The 18,235-nt window shown below is 69.3% G+C and carries 20 protein-coding genes; 10 read left to right on the forward strand and 10 right to left on the reverse strand.

Annotated features, from left to right (window positions below; translation table 11 throughout):
* Positions 1-112 precede the first annotated feature (112 nt).
* The 4 genes from ehuB to ehuA are packed head-to-tail and all read left to right on the forward strand — an operon-like array spanning position 113 to position 3,201.
* Positions 113-1,009, forward strand: a complete 897-nt coding sequence (gene ehuB / locus H0B56_RS19135; protein ID WP_180894492.1) for an ectoine/hydroxyectoine ABC transporter substrate-binding protein EhuB — start codon at positions 113-115, stop codon at positions 1,007-1,009.
* A gap of 35 nt (positions 1,010-1,044) precedes the next feature.
* Complete coding sequence (gene ehuC / locus H0B56_RS19140) at positions 1,045-1,752, forward strand: ectoine/hydroxyectoine ABC transporter permease subunit EhuC (RefSeq protein WP_180894493.1); 708 nt, start codon at positions 1,045-1,047, stop codon at positions 1,750-1,752.
* A complete protein-coding gene (gene ehuD / locus H0B56_RS19145) occupies positions 1,749-2,405 on the forward strand; it encodes an ectoine/hydroxyectoine ABC transporter permease subunit EhuD (protein WP_180894494.1) in 657 nt (218 codons plus the stop codon). Before ehuC ends, ehuD begins: the two co-directional genes overlap by 4 nt.
* Positions 2,406-2,442: 37 nt before the next feature.
* Positions 2,443-3,201, forward strand: coding sequence for an ectoine/hydroxyectoine ABC transporter ATP-binding protein EhuA (gene ehuA, locus H0B56_RS19150; RefSeq protein WP_180894703.1), 759 nt, complete (start codon positions 2,443-2,445; stop codon positions 3,199-3,201).
* A 79-nt stretch (positions 3,202-3,280) separates the two neighbouring features.
* Here the strand turns inward: ehuA and H0B56_RS19155 are convergent, their stop codons facing one another.
* Together H0B56_RS19155 and H0B56_RS19160 are read right to left on the reverse strand one after the other, a co-directional pair.
* Positions 3,281-5,677: a hypothetical protein gene (locus tag H0B56_RS19155; protein ID WP_180894495.1), complete on the reverse strand. Its 2,397-nt coding sequence runs from the start codon at positions 5,675-5,677 to the stop codon at positions 3,281-3,283.
* Positions 5,678-5,762: 85 nt separating this feature from the next.
* Positions 5,763-6,692 carry an MBL fold metallo-hydrolase gene (locus H0B56_RS19160; protein ID WP_180894496.1) on the reverse strand — a complete coding sequence of 310 codons (930 nt, stop codon included), beginning with the start codon at positions 6,690-6,692 and terminating at the stop codon, positions 5,763-5,765.
* Between the two features lie 216 nt (positions 6,693-6,908).
* Between H0B56_RS19160 and H0B56_RS19165 the strand changes: the two genes are divergently transcribed.
* Positions 6,909-7,154, forward strand: coding sequence for a type II toxin-antitoxin system HicB family antitoxin (locus tag H0B56_RS19165; RefSeq protein WP_180894497.1), 246 nt, complete (start codon positions 6,909-6,911; stop codon positions 7,152-7,154).
* A complete protein-coding gene (locus tag H0B56_RS19170) occupies positions 7,151-7,495 on the forward strand; it encodes a type II toxin-antitoxin system PemK/MazF family toxin (RefSeq protein ID WP_343063962.1) in 345 nt (114 codons plus the stop codon). The genes H0B56_RS19165 and H0B56_RS19170 overlap by 4 nt, the downstream gene beginning before the upstream one ends.
* A 43-nt stretch (positions 7,496-7,538) precedes the next feature.
* Here H0B56_RS19170 and H0B56_RS19175 read toward each other — a convergent pair whose 3' ends face one another.
* Positions 7,539-7,727, reverse strand: a complete 189-nt coding sequence (locus tag H0B56_RS19175) for a DUF397 domain-containing protein (protein ID WP_180894498.1) — start codon at positions 7,725-7,727, stop codon at positions 7,539-7,541.
* Positions 7,706-8,518 carry a helix-turn-helix domain-containing protein gene (locus H0B56_RS19180; protein WP_180894499.1) on the reverse strand — a complete coding sequence of 271 codons (813 nt, stop codon included), beginning with the start codon at positions 8,516-8,518 and terminating at the stop codon, positions 7,706-7,708. The genes H0B56_RS19175 and H0B56_RS19180 overlap by 22 nt, the downstream gene beginning before the upstream one ends.
* Before the next feature lie 161 nt (positions 8,519-8,679).
* On the opposite strand from H0B56_RS19180, the gene H0B56_RS19185 reads away from it, so the two are divergent.
* Both H0B56_RS19185 and H0B56_RS19190 read left to right on the forward strand, forming a co-directional pair.
* Positions 8,680-8,844: a hypothetical protein gene (locus H0B56_RS19185; protein WP_180894500.1), complete on the forward strand. Its 165-nt coding sequence runs from the start codon at positions 8,680-8,682 to the stop codon at positions 8,842-8,844.
* 11 nt (positions 8,845-8,855) lie between these two features.
* Entirely contained in the window at positions 8,856-9,047 is a 192-nt protein-coding gene (locus H0B56_RS19190) for a hypothetical protein (RefSeq protein WP_180894501.1), read from the forward strand.
* A 22-nt stretch (positions 9,048-9,069) separates the two neighbouring features.
* Here H0B56_RS19190 and H0B56_RS19195 read toward each other — a convergent pair whose 3' ends face one another.
* Genes H0B56_RS19195 through H0B56_RS19210 form a run of 4 tightly spaced genes read right to left on the reverse strand, consistent with a single transcriptional unit; the run spans position 9,070 to position 13,583 of the window.
* A complete protein-coding gene (locus H0B56_RS19195; RefSeq protein WP_180894502.1) occupies positions 9,070-10,209 on the reverse strand; it encodes an adenosine deaminase in 1,140 nt (379 codons plus the stop codon).
* Positions 10,210-10,252: 43 nt separating this feature from the next.
* Positions 10,253-11,629, reverse strand: coding sequence for a NupC/NupG family nucleoside CNT transporter (locus H0B56_RS19200; protein ID WP_180894503.1), 1,377 nt, complete (start codon positions 11,627-11,629; stop codon positions 10,253-10,255).
* 33 nt (positions 11,630-11,662) lie between these two features.
* Positions 11,663-12,622, reverse strand: coding sequence for a nucleoside hydrolase (locus H0B56_RS19205; protein WP_180894504.1), 960 nt, complete (start codon positions 12,620-12,622; stop codon positions 11,663-11,665).
* A gap of 28 nt (positions 12,623-12,650) precedes the next feature.
* Positions 12,651-13,583 carry a ribokinase gene (locus H0B56_RS19210; protein WP_180894505.1) on the reverse strand — a complete coding sequence of 311 codons (933 nt, stop codon included), beginning with the start codon at positions 13,581-13,583 and terminating at the stop codon, positions 12,651-12,653.
* 214 nt (positions 13,584-13,797) lie between these two features.
* Between H0B56_RS19210 and H0B56_RS19215 the strand changes: the two genes are divergently transcribed.
* Positions 13,798-14,796: a substrate-binding domain-containing protein gene (locus H0B56_RS19215; RefSeq protein ID WP_180894506.1), complete on the forward strand. Its 999-nt coding sequence runs from the start codon at positions 13,798-13,800 to the stop codon at positions 14,794-14,796.
* A gap of 260 nt (positions 14,797-15,056) precedes the next feature.
* On the opposite strand, the gene H0B56_RS19220 is transcribed toward H0B56_RS19215, so the two are convergent.
* A complete protein-coding gene (locus H0B56_RS19220; protein WP_343063963.1) occupies positions 15,057-16,043 on the reverse strand; it encodes a 2-hydroxyacid dehydrogenase in 987 nt (328 codons plus the stop codon).
* A 63-nt stretch (positions 16,044-16,106) separates the two neighbouring features.
* On the reverse strand, positions 16,107-16,781 hold the full coding sequence (gene pdxH / locus H0B56_RS19225) for a pyridoxamine 5'-phosphate oxidase (RefSeq protein WP_180894507.1): 675 nt from the start codon (positions 16,779-16,781) through the stop codon (positions 16,107-16,109).
* 277 nt (positions 16,782-17,058) lie between these two features.
* Here pdxH and H0B56_RS19230 point away from each other — a divergent pair, with 277 nt between their 5' ends.
* The gene (locus H0B56_RS19230; protein ID WP_180894508.1) at positions 17,059-18,192 is read left to right on the forward strand and encodes a citrate synthase 2; all 1,134 of its coding nucleotides are present in this window, start codon (positions 17,059-17,061) and stop codon (positions 18,190-18,192) included.
* Positions 18,193-18,235: the final 43 nt, after the last annotated feature.

An 18,235-nucleotide genomic window follows, 5' to 3' on the forward strand; every position in this document is an offset into this window, starting at 1 on the left:
GTTCCACGCTCTGCGGTTCGTGATCGGCTCTTGAACACAGTTGTGCGTGGGACCTAGGTTGTGAGCACTACACAGGCTCGTGACGCGGCCTCTGGCGATTGGGGAGTTCGTGATGGTGACTCGAGGGTGGACACGCAGGCAGTTCTTCACCCGTGCGGCCACGGCGGGAGCGGTGGCCATCGGTGGCCCCGTGCTGCTGTCGGCCTGCGGCGACGGCGACAACGGTGAGTCGCGCGGGCGCGGCGGCAACACCCTCGAGCGGGCTCGCGAACAGGGACTGGTGCGGGTCGGCATCGCCAACGAGCCGCCCTACACCGAGGTCACCGCCTCCGGCGAGGTCACCGGTGTCGAGCCGGACGTGCTGCGGGCCGTACTGAAGAAACTCGGCATCGACGAGATCGAAGGCATAGTCACGCCCTATGACCAGATGATCCCCGGCCTGCAGGCCAATCGCTGGGATGTCGTCGCGGCCGGGTTGTTCATGAAGCAGTCGCGGTGTGCCGAGGTGCTGTACTCGGAGCCGACCATCGTCTCGACGGAGTCGTTCGCGGTGCTCGCGGGCAACCCGGAGGAGATCACCACCGTCGCGTCGGTCAAGGAGAACTCCGGCGTGAAGGTGGCGGCACTCGGCGGGGCCTTCGAGGAGGGGGTGCTCCAGGACGCCGACGTACCCGAGGACCAGATCGTGCCGGTGCAGGACGGTCGCAGCGGCATCGAGGCTGTCAAGGCCGGCAGGGCCGACGCCTTCTTCCTGCCGACGCTGTCCCTCAACGATCTGCTCGAGGGCGACGACGAGATGGAGGTGACCGACCCGGTCGAGGACGCTCCGGTCACCGGCGCTGGCCACGCGTTCCGCAAGAACGACACCGAGTTCCACGAGGAGTACAACGCCGCGCTCGCGGAGATGAAGGAGTCCGACGAGTACGCGGACATCCTCGCGGAGTGGGGCTTCAACGCGTCTGATGTGGAGGGTGTAACCACCGAGGAACTCTGCGCGACCGAAGGCTGACATTTCCCAGCACGCACCGGAAAGGGAGCTGAGAAGTGTCGACCATCATCGAGCACGCCCCGCGCCTGTGGGAGGGCCTGCTCGTCACGCTCCAGCTGCTTGTCCTCGGTTCGGTACTGACACTGGTCATCGCGTTCACGGCGGGGCTCGCCCGGATGTCGCGCCAGTTCCTCGTCCGGTTCCCCGCTGCCGTGTTCATCGAGGTGTTCCGTGGCACATCGATGATCGTCCAGCTTTTCTGGTTCTTCTTCGCGCTGCCCATGCTGGGTATCGAGCTTCCGGGCTTCGCCGTCGGCGTTCTGGTGCTCGCGCTCAACGAGGGCGCGTACGCGGCCGAGGTCGTGCGCGGTGCCATCAAGTCCCGGCCCGCCGGGCAGACCGAGGCGTGCATCGCGCTCGGCATCGGACCGGTCACCAGGATGCGCCGGATCCTGATCCCGCAGTCGATCCCGGCGATGCTGCCCGCGTTCGGCAACGTCGTCGTCGACCTGCTCAAGAACACCTCCCTCGTGTCGGCCGTGACCGTGCTCGACCTGACCTACCAGGGACAGACGATCAGGGCGATCACCGGTGAGACCACCGCGGTGTTCACCACCCTGCTCATCGTCTACTTCGTGCTGTCCGTGCTGCTGTCCTTCCTGGTGAAGTGGTCCGAACGCCACTTCGCCATCGACCGGGTGGGCAAGTCGAACGGTGCGCGGCTGTTGAGCCTGCCGGGGATCAGCCGGGGAGGCACGACATGACGTGGGACAACGAGTTCGCGCTGTCGATCCTGCCTGACCTGTTGGGCGGCCTGTGGGTCACGATCCAGGCCACCATGTCTGGGATCCTGATCGCGCTGGCACTCGGCCTGATCGTGGCGGTCATCCGGTACCTGCGGATCCCGGTCCTGTCCCCCGTCTTCGGGTTCTACGTGCAGTTCGTGCGCGGCACGCCGTTGCTGGTGCAGGCTTTCGCGGCGTTCTACATCCTGCCCGATTACGGCATCGTGCTGAGCCCGCTCATCACCGGCATCATCGTCCTCGGGGTGAACTACAGCTCGTACACGGCTGAGGTGTACCGCTCCGGGATCGAGGACGTGGGCACGGGGCAGTGGGAGGCGGCCACCGCACTGAGTCTGCCCGTGCGGCCGACCTGGACGCGCATCGTGCTGCCGCAGGCGGTGCGGTCGATCGTCCCGATGCTCGGCAACTACTGGATCCAGATGTTCAAGGACTCCGCGATCCTTTCCCTGATCACGATGAACGAGTTGCTGAACGTCGGGCAGACCATCGGTTCGAGCGAGTTCCGCTACCTCGAACCGTTGACCATTGTCGGCATCCTGTTCCTCGCGGTCAGCTACCCGGCAGCAGTGCTCATCCGGCGATTGGAGCGACGCCTTGCCCTCACATCGTGACCTCGGGCCCGACATGTCCGAGCGAGCCTCGGACGTGATGATCTCGTTCGAGAACGTCGACAAGAGCTGGGGCGACAACCACGTCCTGAAGCACCTGAACTTCCACGTGAAACCGGCCGAGAAGGTATCGATCATCGGTGCCTCCGGCTCGGGGAAGACGACGATCCTGCGGATCCTCATGACACTCGAGCATCCGGACGAGGGCGTGGTGACCGTCGACGGGGACGAGCTGTGGAACGTCACTCGCGGGCGCCGTATCCGGCGGGAGAGCAAGCAGATGAAGCTCACCCGGCGCAAGATCGGCATGGTGTTCCAGCAGTTCAACCTCTTCCCGCACCTGACGGCGATCGAGAACGTCATGGAGGCCCCTGTCCAGGTTCTCGGCATGTCGAAGGAGGAGGCGCGCGAGCGCGCGAAGGGCCTGCTCGACATGGTGGGCCTCGACAAGCACCTCGACCACAAACCGCACCGGCTCTCCGGCGGGCAGCAACAGCGGGTCGCCATCGCGCGGGCCATGGCCATGCGCCCGAAGGTGCTACTGCTCGACGAGGTCACATCGGCGCTCGACCCCGAGCTGATCGGTGAGGTACTGGGCGTCATCCGCGACCTCGCCACGAGCACGGACATGACGATGCTGATGGTCACCCACGAGATGCGGTTCGCGGAGGAGATCTCCGACCGGGTGGTGATGTTCGACAACGGAACGGCCATCGAGCAGGGACCCCCGCAGCAGGTGCTGCGCGCCCCGGAGAACGAGCGCACCAGGCGGTTCCTGCACGCCGTCCTGGAGCACTGACGCGCAGGGGCGTGTGGCGAAACGGTCACCCCGGCGACCGGTATGTCTCACGGCGGGCCGTGAGCACGCACCGGGGACGTCAGCGCCGGGCCCACTCGCTCGACTCGTGTGGCGGGACGAGGACGACCTCCGACTCACCGGGCACCACGGGCACGACGGCACCGTCCCGCCCGGCCATGCCGACCCGCTTCCCGTCCCGGAAGATCCGGGTGCCCTGGGGGAACTCGCCGTCGAGCACCAGCTCCCCCGCACGATCGGCCTCGAGGTCCACGGTCAGCAACGCCGCCGGGTCCAGCCGGGCGCGGCCGGTGTCGATCGTGGCGGTCTCGACGCCGGAGAAGGTCACGTCCATGCGGTTCTCGACCGGGATCTCCGGGCGCTCCTGCCAGGACCGGCCGACCTCGGTGTACGGCAGGGGGCCGACCCCGGCGTCGGTCTCCCGCACGGTTTCCGGCTCACCGACCCCGAACCCGCGGCTGACCGCGTCGACGGTTCCGGTGGCGAGCTCACCGCCCGCGTCCCCGGCCACCGTCACGTCCGACACCCAGTACGCGTGGTCGGCGACCAGGCCGAGATCGCGATCGTCCGCGGCAGGCACAGCCGCGAACGTCACGTGCGGCGGGTCGCGGTCGACCGTGGCCGCACCCAGGAAGTCTGTGGCCATCGGTACGTCGTAGCCCAGCACGGCGAGTGTGAGGTGGTCGGCCGCGGGGTAGGTCACGAAGCGGAAGCGGTAGCCGAGCTGGTCGAACCCGTCGATGCCGAACTCGGGGGCGCCGAGGTTCTGCGCCCGGGGCCCGACGATCGGCACGAGCTCGTCCGCGCCCGCGACGACGTTGAGGAACGGCACGTTCCTGGCGTTGGCCAGCCACGAGTTCGTCAGCGTCTCCGCACCGCCCGTCGGTGGCGCCGGAGGTAGCCAGATCCCGTCCCCGGGCGGCCCGACCGTGGTGAACGCGGCGCCGAACAGGTCGGGGAACCGGGTCGCCAGCCGGTAGGTGCCGTAGCCACCCATCGAGTACCCGGCGCTGGCGGCCTGCCCGGGATCGAGGTCGTAGCGCCGGGCGACGTCGTTCCACACCTCGAAGACATCGTAGGACGCCTCGTTCTGGTACCACCCGTCGGTGCCGCGCGCCAGCGGCGTGGCGACGACATGGCCGCGTCCCTCGCCGATCTGCTGGATACCGGCCGTCCCGTTGTACTGCCAGTGATGCTGCCCCAGGGAGTGCAGGTCGAAGGTGAACCCGTGCGGCCCGTCCCCGCCCGGCACGTACAGCGAGTAGGGCTGCAGCCGGCTGCGGTAGGCCGGGAACGTGCCGGACTCCTGGTCGGTGTCGGCGGGGCTGTCGCTGAGCAGCTGCCCCTCACCCACGTCGAGCCTGCTGGGGAAGATCCGCACCATCGTGCCGTGCTCGGGCACGGTGGACCGGTTCTCCCCCGCGGCCAGCGCGGCGAAGTCGATCTCGTGGGCGAACCGGGTGGGCTCGCCATCCCGCAGGGCTTCGGCCTGCGCCGTGTCGGGCGGGGTGTTCCGCTCGAGGACCGGTTCGTCGAACCGGAAGGCCAAGTTGACGATGCCGGACGGCTCCGGGTTCAGCGGCCCCGCGCCACCGGCGGAGCCGCCGTCGGCGCTACCACCGGGGAGCATCCACCCGCCGGTGCCTGCGTCGTACAGGCCGGTGGCGACCGTGGCCCGCCACGATCCGGACGGGTCGGATACCTCGCGTGGGACGGTGACGGTCAGCTGGGCGGCCTCCAGGTCGGTCTCGACCTCGACCGGGGTTGTCTCTTCCGCACCGCCGGGGCCGAAGCGGGTGTGCTCGGCGCCGGTTCCCCACGCCGTGACGACCTCGTCGGTGCCGGGCAGCGGCGCACCGGGGTCGCGCGGCAGCGTGTCACTGCCCGTCGCCTCGTCGCCGTCGGTGTCGAACGCGATCGCCACGATCGTCGAGTCGGCCTCGAGCAGCGTGTTCAGGGTGACGCGGTAGACGACCTCGTCGGCGGAGGGTACGGCCCGGAACTCCACGAGGTCGGCGGCGTTACCCGCGTAGCGTTCCCTGTCGGTCGGGTAGTCGAAGTCTCCGTGCCTTGCGGAGGTCGGGTCGGCGCCCGCGCCGTCGGTGTCGGCACCGTAGTCGTCGAAGATGTGGTCCTGGTAGAGATACTCACCGTCCACATAGGCTTCCGTGCCCGAGACAAGCAGCGGCTCTGCCGCGATGCGCGGGTCGCGATTCTGCAGCTGCGGTGCCTCGGGGGCCTCGTCGTAGAGCACATCCGGCCCAGGCAGCGCGCCACTACCGACCGATGGCAGCGAGTCGGCGACGTCGGTGGCGACGCCCGGTGACGAGCCGTCGTTCCCGGTGGCGGAGCCCCCGGCGGAACCCTCAGCCGGGGGCTCGGCGGCGGCGACCGGGGTGGCCACGGACGCCGCGAGCAGCGCGGCGAGCGAGGCGGTGACGGCACGGGAGCAGCGCATGGCGGGCATCCAAACACACGTAGGCGCTCCCGCAAAGGTCCGATCGGAGCAACCGACCCCGGCGACGCGCGGGCCTCGATCGCCGTCAGGCCTTCGAGATCAGCGGGCCGCCGAGGTACGCCCGCATGTCACCGAACACCTCGGCCACGGGAAGCGGCGTGCCGAGGTGGCCGGGATCGTCGATCTCGACGTAGGCCCTGTGCAGGTTCCCCACGATGCGTTCCGCATCCGTCAGCCCCGCGAACTCCCCGAGATCCAGCTCGCGCGCGGCCTCCAGCGGAGACATCCCCCTCCGGTGCGCCGAGGCGGCGGAGTCGGCGACGAACTCGAGGTAGTTCCGGACCGCCGCGATCTGCTCGACCCCGCCGACCGGGCCGTGCCCGGGGACCAGGCACGGCGCGTTCAGCCTTTCCAGGTGATCCAGCGCCGCGAGCCAGCCGCCGATGCTGCCCTGCACGGCGAACGGGGTACCACCGGTGAAGAGCAGGTCACCGCAGAAGGCGATGCCCTGGTCGGGCAGGTGGGCCACCACATCGTTGGTGGTATGCGCCGGGATGCCGAAGTGGCGCAGCTCGATGCGGGTGGAGCCGCACCGCAGGGTCAGGGCGCCGGTGAAGGTGACCTCGGGTGGCCGGATCCGGATGTCGCCCCAGTCGGGGCCGTCGAAGAACCCGGTCACCGCGGTTCCGGCCGCGACGACCTCCTCCCGGCACAGCTCGTGCCCGATGATCGATGTCCCTGGCGGGACCAGGTAGTTACCGAAGGTGTGGTCGGCATGGTGATGGGTGTTGACAAGCGACCGCACCGGGCGCACCCCGCCGAGCGCACCGACCGTGTCCATCAGGGCACGGCCACGCCGCTCGGTACCGGCATGGTCGATCATCACCACCGAGTCGTCACCGACGACGATCCCGGTGTTGTTGAGAAACCACGAGCCGTCCGGCTGCACGTAGGCGAAGACACCCTCGGCCAGCTCCTGGGTGTACGGATCGGTGCGTGCACCGAAGCCCGTCATGGCTCGCCCCCTGTGTTCCCGGCTCAGCTCGACGGGGACCATTCCACCATCCGGCGGGCAGCGTGTCCTGCCGAATCGGGACAGGGAATACCGCTGCCACGGATCACGTACGGTTCCGGCGGCTCAGCACGCACGTCGGGCGGGTCCGCGTACACGTGGCGCCGGCCGCGAGGAGAGGGCATGCCAGTTATGTTCATACTGAGTTATACTCGAACCATGAAAACTGCCATCTCGATACCCGATGCGACCTTCGACCGTGTGGAGAAGCGGGCTGCCGCCATGCATTTGAGCAGGTCAGAGTTCTACGCCCGTGCAGCGCAGCGCTACCTCGAGGAACTCGAGTCCAGCGAGCTGGCGCAGCACATCGACGAGGCGGTATCGCTCGCCGAGGAAGACGACTCCAACACGAACGCGGCTACGGCGGGCCGTACCCGCCTCACCGAGGCGTCAGGTGACTGGTGATCCAACGAGCAGGCGTCTACTGGGTAGATCTCGGTGACCAGGTAGGCAGCCGCCCCGCCAAGGAACGCCCGGTCCTTATCGTCCAGTCCGAGCCATACAACGCCAGCAAGCTCGCAACCGCGCTGGCCGTAGCCATGACGTCGAACACCAGCCTCGCGGCGATGCCCGGCAACGTCTTTGTTCCCGCAGTTGCGAGTGGCTTACCCAAGGATTCTGTTGTCAACGTAACCGCCGTCGTCACGGTGGACAAACACGACCTGACGGGGCCCGTGGGCGTGCTGCCTACCGAGCTCGTGAAACAGGTTGATCAGGGCCTTCGCCAGGTACTGGGGCTGAGCTAGGCCGACTGCTGCTGTTCGCCCCGCTCCTCGCGAACGAATGAGCTCATCGCTCGTGCAGGTGCGCGGTGAACGCCTGCCACGCGGTGAACGGCACCGTCAGAGTGCCACCCTGACGGTCCTTGGTGTCTCGTACCAGCGCGCGGGCCCCCGGCAACGCCACCTCGACACAACCACCGCCATTGCTGCCGGATCGGCTGGGCTTGCGCCACACTAGCTGTCGTTGCTGATCCATGACTCTGCCACTTCCGCGATCAAGTCTGCTGATTGCCGTTGCGAGAGCGCCTCCGCCCGCAGCGTCTCCCACGACGCCTTCACCGCAGATATTACCTCCGGCCGATCGACGATGAACCCGCGCTGGCCGTCGAGGTATACCGCCTCACCGGCACCATCGAAGCTGGCGATGACGAACGGACCGTCCAGGCCGGGATGCATCCCGGCCGACAACGGGATGACCTGAATCAACGTACGTGGCCGCTGGCTGGCTTCCAGGAGATACCGGCACTGGGCGTGCATCACCTGAGGCCCGCCCACCGGGCGCCGGAGAGTAGCTTCATCGACAACCGCGATGAGCATCGGCGGGTTCTCCACCGCCAAGATCGACTGGCGTTCAAGCCTGGCGGCCACACGCTGATCGACGTCGTCGTCGGTCAAGGACGCATCAGCCCGCAGAACCGCCCGGATATAGTCCGGCGCCTGTAACAAGCCCTCCACGAGCCCCGAGTGATACGAGCGCAAGGCCGTCGCCTCTCGCTCGCGATCTCGCCACGGCAGGAACCACTCGGGCGCGACCTCGGCCTTCAGCAGTGCCTCCCGCATCCGCTCGAATCGCCCTTCCGTGTCGAAGGTGCTGTCGAGCGCGGTGGTGAGGTCCTTTTTGGGCGGACGTTGACACGTCTCCACCATCGCGATTGTCGACTTACTGACATAGGCACACGTCGCGAGTTGCTCCTGCGTCATGCCTGCGGACTCCCGGGCGATCCGTAGCTCGTCGGCGAAGTACTGCAGCAGCGGAGACACGCTCACGTCGGATCACAACCCCTCGTCCGCCGGTCACAACCAGGCCGTGACCGCGCGAGTGCTTCCGCGCCCGGTCACGGCCACCCAGTATGGAAGCCCGAACCCGTTCACCATCGGTCCTACGTCAACTACGGACCGTACGCATCGTAGCTCTTGGGGAAGACACCATGTACTGGATCTGGCTGCTGCTGTTGTTCGCCCTGCCCTTCCTGACGCTCGTGCCGTGGCGCTCCGTGCGGCTTCGCCGCCCCGCCTGGCACCGGCCGCCCCGGCAGGGGCGCCACCGCCCGCTGCCGGGCCGGGTCCGGGACGGCGCCGAGCGCGGGCTGTAGGGCCACGGCCGATGACCCGCGAGGAGCTCATCGACCAGCTCGCGTTCCTGCGCGGCTGGTACGGCTCGATCAACGAGCGTGAACGCAGCGGCCGCGTCGGCGAGATCCTGCTGCTGCTCGACAGCATCGTCGACGGTCACGACATCCGTATGACCCTGCTCGACACGCTGACCACCCACCGGTGCCGGGACCACCACCGGTGAGCCCGGCGAACCACGCCGCACGCTAGCGGGCCGTGCGCTCCCCGCCTGCCTGGGTGAACAGGCGCTCCGCGCGGATACCGGCGTACCCGGGTTTGATCACATCGTTGATCAGCGCGAGCCGTTCGTCGAAGGGCAGGAACGCCGACTTCATCGCGTTCACCGTGAACCACTGCATGTCGTCGAGGGTGTAGCCGAAGGTGTCGACCAGCTTCTCGAACTCGTGCGACATGGTGGTCCCGCCCATCAGCCGGTTGTCGGTGTTGACCGTGACCCGGAAGTACAGGCTGCGCAACCGGCCGATGGGGTGTTCGGCGATCGACGGCGCGGCGCCCGTCTGCACGTTCGAGGTCGGGCACATCTCCAGCGGGATCCTCCGGTCCCGCACGTAGGAGGCCAGCCGCCCCAACCGCACCGACCCGCTCCCGGTCGTGCTGATGTCGTCGACGATGCGCACCCCGTGGCCGAGCCGTTCGGCGCCGCAGTGCTGGATCGCCTCCCAGATCGAGGGCAGCCCGAAGGCCTCACCCGCGTGGATCGTGAAGTGCGCGTTCTGCCTGCGCAGGTACTCGAATGTCTCCCGGTTCCAGGTGGGCGGGAACCCGGCCTCCGGACCGGCGATGTCGAAGCCCAGCACGCCGTCGTCCCGGTAGTCCACCGCGAGCTTGGCGATCTCCGCGGCCCTGGCGTTCTGCCGCATCGCGCACAGCAACGTCCCGACCCGGATCCGCCTGCCGGCGGCCGCCGTGCGCCGCTCGCCTTCCCGGAACCCGGCTTCGACGGCCTCGACGACCTCAGCCAGCTCCAGCCCACCTTCCTGGAACAGCTCGGGGGCGTAACGGACCTCGGCGTAGACCACGCCGTCGTCAGCCAGGTCCTCGGCGCACTCGGCCGCGACCCGGAACAGCGCCTCCGCGCTCTGCATCACCCCGACCGTGTGCGCGAACGTTTCCAGGTACCGCTCCAGAGAGCCCGAGTTGGCCGAGTCCACGAACCACCGGCCGAGCTCCTCGCTGTCGGTACTCGGCAGCTCGCGGTACCCGTGCGCCTCGGCCAGCTCGATCACCGTGGACGGGCGCAGGCCACCGTCGAGGTGATCGTGCAGGAGCACCTTGGGTGCCCGCCGGATACGGTCGGGTGTAGCGATATTCAGTTCGTCGTGCATGCGCACCTCCTCGTATTCGTGTGACCGCCACGCATCGACATCATCAGACGAGGACTCCCGCGATAGTGGCGCTGAGCAGGTTCGCGAGCGTCCCCGCGAGGATCGCGCGGACGCCGAGCTGCGCGATCTCGGGGCGCCGGTGCGGCACCAGGCTGCCCAACCCGCCCAGCAGGATCGCCAGGGAACCGAAGTTGGCGAATCCCGTCAGCGCGAACGTCGTGATGGTGACGGTCTTGTCGGAGAACTCAGCGGCGTTCGGCGCGAACTCGGCGAACGCGACGAACTCGTTGAGCACGATCTTCTGCCCCAGATAGCTTCCCGCACTGACGGCCTCCTCCCACGGTACGCCGATCACGGACATGACAGGCGCGAACACGTACCCGAGGATCTGCTGGAAGCTCAGGTCCGGGACCCCGAACAGCCCACCGATCGTGCCGAGAAGCATGTTGAGCAAGGCGATCAGCGAGATGAACGCGAGCAGCATGGCGCCGATGTTCAGCGCAAGCTTCAGCCCTTCGGAGGCACCTCCCGCGGCGGCGTCGATGACGTTGCGGTGCTTGCCGCCACCGTTGTCCGGGGCGTCGTCGAGCGGGCCGTCGTCCCCACCCTCGTCACCCCCGGACCCGGCACCGCCGGACACCGGCGCGGAACGCTCACCGGCACGCCCGGTGCCGCTGCCGACCCGGTCCGCCGTCTCGCTGTCACCGCCCACGCCCGCGGGCACGAGCACCTCACTGCCGGAACGCTCGCTCTGCTCCGGCGCGACCCCGCGCGGCTCGGGCACGATGATCTTCGCCATCAGCAGGCCCGCGGGCGCGGCCATGAACGCGGCGGCGAGCAGGTACTCCATCCGCGCGCCGAGCATGGAGTACCCGACGAGTACCGTTCCCGCGACAGTGGACAGACCGCAGACCATCACGGCGAAGAACTCGGACCGGCTCATCCGGGCCAGGTAGGGCCGCACCACAAGCGGTGACTCCGTCTGCCCCAGGACGACGTTCGCCGTGGCGGCCATCGACTCCGGGCGGCTCGTGCCGAGTACCAACCGCAGCGCCCCGCCGACGATGCGTACCACCCACTGCAGGATGTTCCAGTGGTACAGCACGGCGGTGACCGAGGCGATGAACACGATGATGGGCAGCACCTGGAAGGCGAAGACCATCTCGTTGTCCGGGAGTATCGGACCGAACAGGAAGTCGATGCCCTCGTTCGCGCTGCCGACGCCGACCTCGACGCCGTTCGCCAGCGCGAGCAGTGCCCGCTCGCCGTGTTCCCAGTACAACACGACCACGCCGATCCCGATCTGGATCGCCAGCGCCGCGAGGATGGTTCGCGGGCGGATCGCACGGCGGTCGGTGGACAGCGCGAAGGCGATCGCCAGGATCGCGAGCATCCCGCCCGCACCCCACAACACCTGCATACCCATCTCCTTTCCGGTCGTTGTCCGCGGGGCTCAGGCCACCGTGGAGACGGGTTGGGCGTGACGGGACACCGCCGTCAGGAACGTCTCGCGCAGCGCCGCCTCGTCGACCGACCACACCACGCGCGCGTTGTGCGCCCCGCTGGCGCGCCCCGCGAGGATGCCCCTGCGCGCACGCTGGTCGACGACCGTGCTACCCCGGGTATGCGCACCGTGCAGCTCGATACGGACGTGATGCGGGTCCGTGTCGATATGCTCCGGCCAGATCGCGGCCGCCACCGCGCCCGCGTCCCCGATCGTGACCTCCCGCGTCGCGAACCGCTGTGCCTGCGCGAGCAGCAGGCTCCCGGCCAGCGCGCCCGCGGGGTCGGTGGAGCCGGACAGCCCGTGCGCCGTCTCGGTGTCCACTGTGACCTCGTAGAAGGCATCCAGCCCGTACATGGTGATCGGTACGCCGCTGCGGAATACGATGTCCGCCGCCTCCGGGTCGTGCAACAGGTTGAACTCCGCCGCGACACTGTCGTTCCCGCCGAACCCGGCCGAGCCGCCCATGACCACCATGCGATCGATCCGATCGGCCAGCTCGGGGTAGCAGGTCAGCAGGACAGCCACGTTGGTGAGCGGGGCGAGTGTGACGACGGTGAGCGGCTTCGCGGAGTCGAGCAGGGTGCGGCGGAGCACCTCCACCGCGTGCGCCTCGACCGGCTCGCGCCCGGGATCGGCAAGCCGCACCCCGCCGAGGCCGTCGCAGCCGTGCACCTGCTGCGCGTGGATGCGCTCCGCCGCGAGCGGCTGGGGGCAACCGCGAGCGACCGGGATCTGCGGTGCCCGCGCCGCGTCCAGCACCGCGAGGGTGTTGGTGACCACGCTGTCCACGTCGACGTTGCCGTCCACGCAGGTGATCGCCCGGACGTTCACGTCGGGCGCCCGTAGCGCCAGCAACAACGCCAGCGCGTCGTCGACTCCGGTGTCGACATCGAGTATTACGTCCATCGCTCGCTACTTCCTTCTCGGTGTCGGTTCAGGCACAACTGGCTCGGGTACGGGGTTCGCAGAGTTGAGCGCGGAACGGCATCGCGGACTGGGCCCCGACCGCCGAGACCGCGTACGCGGAGGCTCGTACGGCCCATTCCACGGCCGCTGGCAGGTCCTCGCCCCGCACGAGGGCATCGGCGAGCGCGCCACAGAAGGTGTCGCCGGCTCCCGTCGAGTCGACGACCGGCACCTCGGCGGCAGGGACGTGCACTGGTGCCCCGTCGCGGATCAGCAGTGCCCCGCGCTCGCCGAGGGTCACCGCCACCGCACCGGGATCCGTCACGCGCAGCGCCAGCTCACCGGCTCTGGCAACCGTGTGCGGTTCGTCCTCCCCGGTCAGCACGCCGAGCTCGGAACGGTTGGGCACGAGCACGTCCACCTGCCGGAGGATCTTCGCGGGCACGGGCCGCGCCGGTGCGGGATTGAGGATCACGGTGCCGCCCGCGAGCCGGATCGCCTCGGCGATGGCCTCGTCCGGGATCTCCATCTGGACGATGACGGCGGAGGCACGGGACAGCATCTCGCGTGCCGCGTACACCTGTTCCGCGCCGAGCAGGCCGTTGGCTCCGGGGCTGACCACGATGGTGTTCTCCCCGGCGCTCTCGACGAACACGTAGGCCTTGCCGGTGCGGGCGTGCCCGTCCGTGCCGATGGCCTCGACCGCGACCCCTTCGTCCCGCAACCGCCCGCGGATCGCCGCACCGGCGCTGTCGGCACCTACCAGACCGACACAGGCGACGGTCCTGCCGAGGCGTGCCGCGGCGATCGCCTGGTTGGCTCCCTTGCCTCCCACGGACTCGTGGACCTCGCCCCCGAGGAGCGTCTCGCCCGGCCCCGGAAGCTGCGCGACCGGGACGACGTCGTCCATGTTGAGTGACCCGACGACGACCACCTCCGGGTGGCTGGTGCCGACGTCCATGCGGTTGCCTCCTACCGATCAGCTGACGGAAATCGATTACCGTGATGCACAACACTGTCGGGCGAACGGCCTCGATTGTCAAGGGGCTACTACGGCGGGCATACGACGAGATATCGCCCCGCACGTGGAAACCATTGCGTAGCGGACACCGCATCAATAGTGTGTACGATGACGGAAACCGATTACGGAAACGCGGTACTGGGGAGGACGACCCGTGGGCGCCACGATTCACGACGTCGCGGCTCGAGCGGGGGTCTCGGTCGCCACAGCGTCCCGATCGCTGTCGGGTAAGCGAGGTGTCCGGCCGGAGAACCACGAGCGGGTACTCGCCGCGGCGCGCGAGCTGAACTACGAACCGAACGCCGTCGCGGCCGCCCTGCGGAGCAGGACGACACACACCATCGGCATGGTCGTGCCCCGCATCTCGAACCCGTTCTTCGCCACCATGGTCGAGGCCATCGAGCAGCAGCTCCAGGAGGGGCAGCGCAGCCTCCTGCTCGGCACGTCGCACTACGACCCCGATGTCGAGCTGCGGCAGATCCAGGCCCTGCTGGACCGGCGTGTCGACGCGCTGATCACGATCCCGTGCCACCGCGAGCGCAGCGCGTCGGCGACCCAGCTCGCCTCGACAAGGGTCCCGACCGTCCAGCTGGACCTCCGGCTGGAGGGAAACGTCAGCGGATGGGTCGGGGTCGACAACGATGCCGGCATCGTGCAGGTCATCGAACACGTCCTCGCCGGGGGCGCGCGGAGCCTGGCCTTCGTCGGCGCATCGCCCTCCGACTCGTCCTCCCAGGAACGCCTGGACAGCTACCGGCGCGCGGCTACGCGCCTCGACGGTCCACACGGGCCGGTGCTGCTCGGCGACTTCACCATCGAATGGGGCCAGGAGGCGGCCACGCGCCTGCTGGACGGGGACGACCTGCCCGACGCGATCGTCTGCGGCAACGACACGATCGCCCTCGGCGTGCTACGCGCGCTGACCCGGCGCGGTGTCCGGGTACCGGACGACGTGCAGGTCACCGGGTTCGACGACATCGCTTACGCCGAGCTCGCCGAACCACCGCTTACCACGATCCGCCAGCCGCAGCGGCACATGGCAGCCGAGGTGGTGCGGATGCTCACCGACCAGCTCTCCGGGGCCACCGAGAGCACCAGGCGGGTCGCCGTCGTCCCCGAGCTGATCGTGCGCGCCTCCACGGCAAGCGAGTGAGCTGGCAGCCGCCTGCGGTCGCCACGCCGCGCACCTGAGCCATCCGGTCGCCTGGCACCGGGTGCGGACCGTTCCGGCACTACCGGGTCCTGTTCGGACTCCCCGTCGCCATCATCGCCGTCACCGTCCCGCTGATCTACACGGACACGGTTCCCGCGGTGTGCGAGCCGTCCGGCGCCGTCGGCCCCTCCGCGCGGCACCCGCGCGATACACCTCCGAGATGTGGCAGACGCAGCGCACACCGGGCACCAGCACGCCCGCTACGAACCCGCGGGCGACCAGTCCACCACCGGCGTCGGCGGTGCCGCACCGGCGAGCACGGCGGCAGCGTTGTCGACGGCCAGCGTGCCCATGCGGTCGCGGGTCGACTGTCCCGCGCTGGCGATATGGGGCGTGAGAACCACGTTGTCGAGTTCGAGCAGCCGCGGGTCCACCCGGGGCTCGTGCTCGAACACGTCCAGCGCCGCACCCCCGATCTCCCCCGCCCGTAGCGCGGCCACCAGCGCGTCGGTGTCCACCACGCCGCCACGCGCCGTGTTGACCAGCAGCGCGTGCTCTCGCATGGAGGCCAGTGCCACGGCGTCCACGAGGTGCCTGGTCCCGGACGTCAGCGGCGTGTGCAATGACACGATGTCGCTGGACTCGAGCACTGTGGACAGCTCGGCGTACTCCACACCGTCCGCGTCGCTTCCGGAACGTGGCAGGCTCGGGCTGAAGGCAAGTACCCGCATGTCGAACGCGCGCGCCCGGCGAGCCACCGCCCGGCCGATCCGCCCGTAACCCACGATGCCCAGCGTGCAGCCCGCCGAGACATCCAGCCCCACGAACATGCGCGGGCCCCAGATCCACGGCGTACCGTCGCGCAGGAACCGGTCGCCCTCCGACACCCTGCGCGCCAGGTCGAGCAGCAGGGCCATGGTCAGGTCGGCGGTTGCCGCGTCGAGCACTCCCGGCGTGTTGGTCACCGTGACCCCACGCTCGCGGGCGGCGGGCACATCCACGTTGTCGTAGCCGACGGCCACGTTCGCCACCACGCGCAGCCCGGCCCCCGCGGCGTCGAGCACCTCCGCATCGATCCGCTCGGTCAGCGTGCACACGATCGCGCTCGCACCGCGCGCCGCTTCGACCAGCCACCCGCGCTCCGGGGGACCGGCACCTCCGACGACGACCTCACGACCCAGCTCCCGCGCCGCGGCCATGGCCGCGTCCGTCAGCTCTCGCGTGACCAGAACATGCCCGTGACTCACGCCAGGCAGGCTACCGGTGCGCCGCGCGCGGTACCCGTCCCCTGCCGGTGTCGTGCTGTGTGGTTACGGGGCGAGCCGCTCGATCCGCCACTCGCCGTCGTGGCGGACGTAGCGCAGCCGGTCGTGCATACGGTTCTCGCGGCCCTGCCAGAACTCCACCGTCTCCGGCCGGATCCGCCATCCGCCCCAGTGCGGCGGGGGCGGGATCTCGTCGGTGTCGGCGAAACGGCGCTCCACGACCTGCAGCGCGTTCTCCAGGTTCCTGCGGTCGGGCACGACCCCGGACTGCGGCGAGGCCCACGCGCCGAGCTGGGACCCGCGCGGCCGGGAAGCCCAGTACTCCGCGGTCTCGGCGGCGCCGACCTTCTCCACCTCCCCGCGCAGGTTCACCTGCCGGTGCAGCCCGTACCACGGGAACGTCACCGAGGCGTACCGCACGCCGCTGAGGTGGTGGCTCTTCGCGGAGGTGTAGTTGGTGTAGAAGGCGATGCCGCGCTCGCTCAGGCCCTTGCACAGCACCGTGCGAGAGGAGGGTTTGCCATCGTCGTCGGCAGTGGCCAGCACCATCGCGTTCGGCTCGGGCACCCCCGCCGCGACCGCTTCGTCCAGCCAGCGCTGGAGCTGCTCGGTCCAGGTATCGGCCAGATCGGACACGTCGAGCGACGTCCCCTCGTACGACACCCGCATAGCGGGCAGAACTACCCCGGCGTTCTTGCTGTCCGCTGCGAACTCGGTCATATCGGCCACCCTCCCGCACGAAGACGAACGTACCGACGGTAGTGGGTGCCGGCACGGTCACGAAAGAGCCCTTTCGAGCCCATCGCACCGCCGAATCCTCCCCGGCGTGCGGTCCGGCACTCTACGATGCTCGGTAGACGTGACCGATCACACCGCACGGCCGATTGCCCCACCCCCGAGGGGCAGTGCACAGTAAGCGCAGCTAACGCAGCGTGGCGTCCACCTTCCGCCATGCGAGCGATCAGCACCCGCTAATCAGGCAAGGTGAGGAGTCGCTATGACACAGCCGGCACAGGAGCAGAATCACGACGACGGCTTCCGGCCGGGACTGGAAGGTGTGGTCGCGTTTCGCACCGAGATCGCCGAACCCGACCGGGACGGCGGTGCGCTGCGTTACCGCGGGGTCGACATCGAGGACCTCGCGGGCAAGGTCACCTTCGGCGACGTCTGGGCACTGCTCGTGGACGGCTCCTTCGGGCAGGGCCTGCCGCCTGCCGAACCGTTCCCGCTGCCCGTGCACTCCGGCGACGTGCGGGTCGACGTGCAGGCAGCGCTGGCGATGCTCGCGCCCATCTGGGGCTACGAGCCGGTGCTGGACATCAGCGACGAGCAGGCCCGCGAGCAGCTGGCGCGCGCCGCGGTGATGGCGCTGTCCTACGTGGCCCAGTCGGCGCGCGGCATCCACCAGCCCGCGGTACCGCAGGCGCGGGTGGACGAGGCGTCGACGATCGCCGAGCGGTTCATGACCCGGTGGCGCGGCGACCCGGACCCGGCGCACGTGAAGGCGATCGACGCCTACCTGGTCTCGGCGGCCGAACACGGCATGAACGCCTCCACGTTCACCGCACGGGTGATCACCTCCACCGGGGCCGATGTGGCGGCGGCGCTGTCCGGCGCCATCGGCGCCATGTCCGGTCCGCTGCACGGGGGCGCGCCCGCGCGGGTGCTGCCGATGGTCGACGAGGTCGAACGAACCGGAGACGCCCGCGGGGTGGTGCGCGGCATCCTGGACCGCAACGAGCGGCTGATGGGCTTCGGGCACCGCGTGTACCGGGCCGAGGACCCACGTGCACGGGTGCTGCGCCGCACAGCCAAGGAGCTCGGGGCACCCAGGTTCGAGGCAGCGGAGGCTCTGGAGCAGGCCGCGCTCACCGAGCTGCGCGAGCGGCGGCCGGACCGGCCGATCGAGACCAACGTCGAGTTCTGGGCGGCGCTGGTCCTGGACTTCGCCGAGGTCCCTACGCACATGATGCCTGCGATATTCACCTGCGCCCGGACTGCGGGCTGGTGCGCCCACATCCTGGAGCAGAAGCGCACCGGTCGCCTGGTCCGCCCCTCGGCCACCTACGTCGGCCCCGGGCCGCGCCACCCGGACGCGGTGGACGGCTGGCAGGCCGTCACCCCACCCTAGGATGCGAGCCGAATGACGCTTTCAGTCCACCGCGCGAGCTGAA

Origin of the sequence: Haloechinothrix aidingensis (assembly GCF_013450155.1) — a bacterium.
Taxonomy (GTDB): Bacteria; Actinomycetota; Actinomycetes; order Mycobacteriales; family Pseudonocardiaceae; genus Haloechinothrix; species Haloechinothrix aidingensis.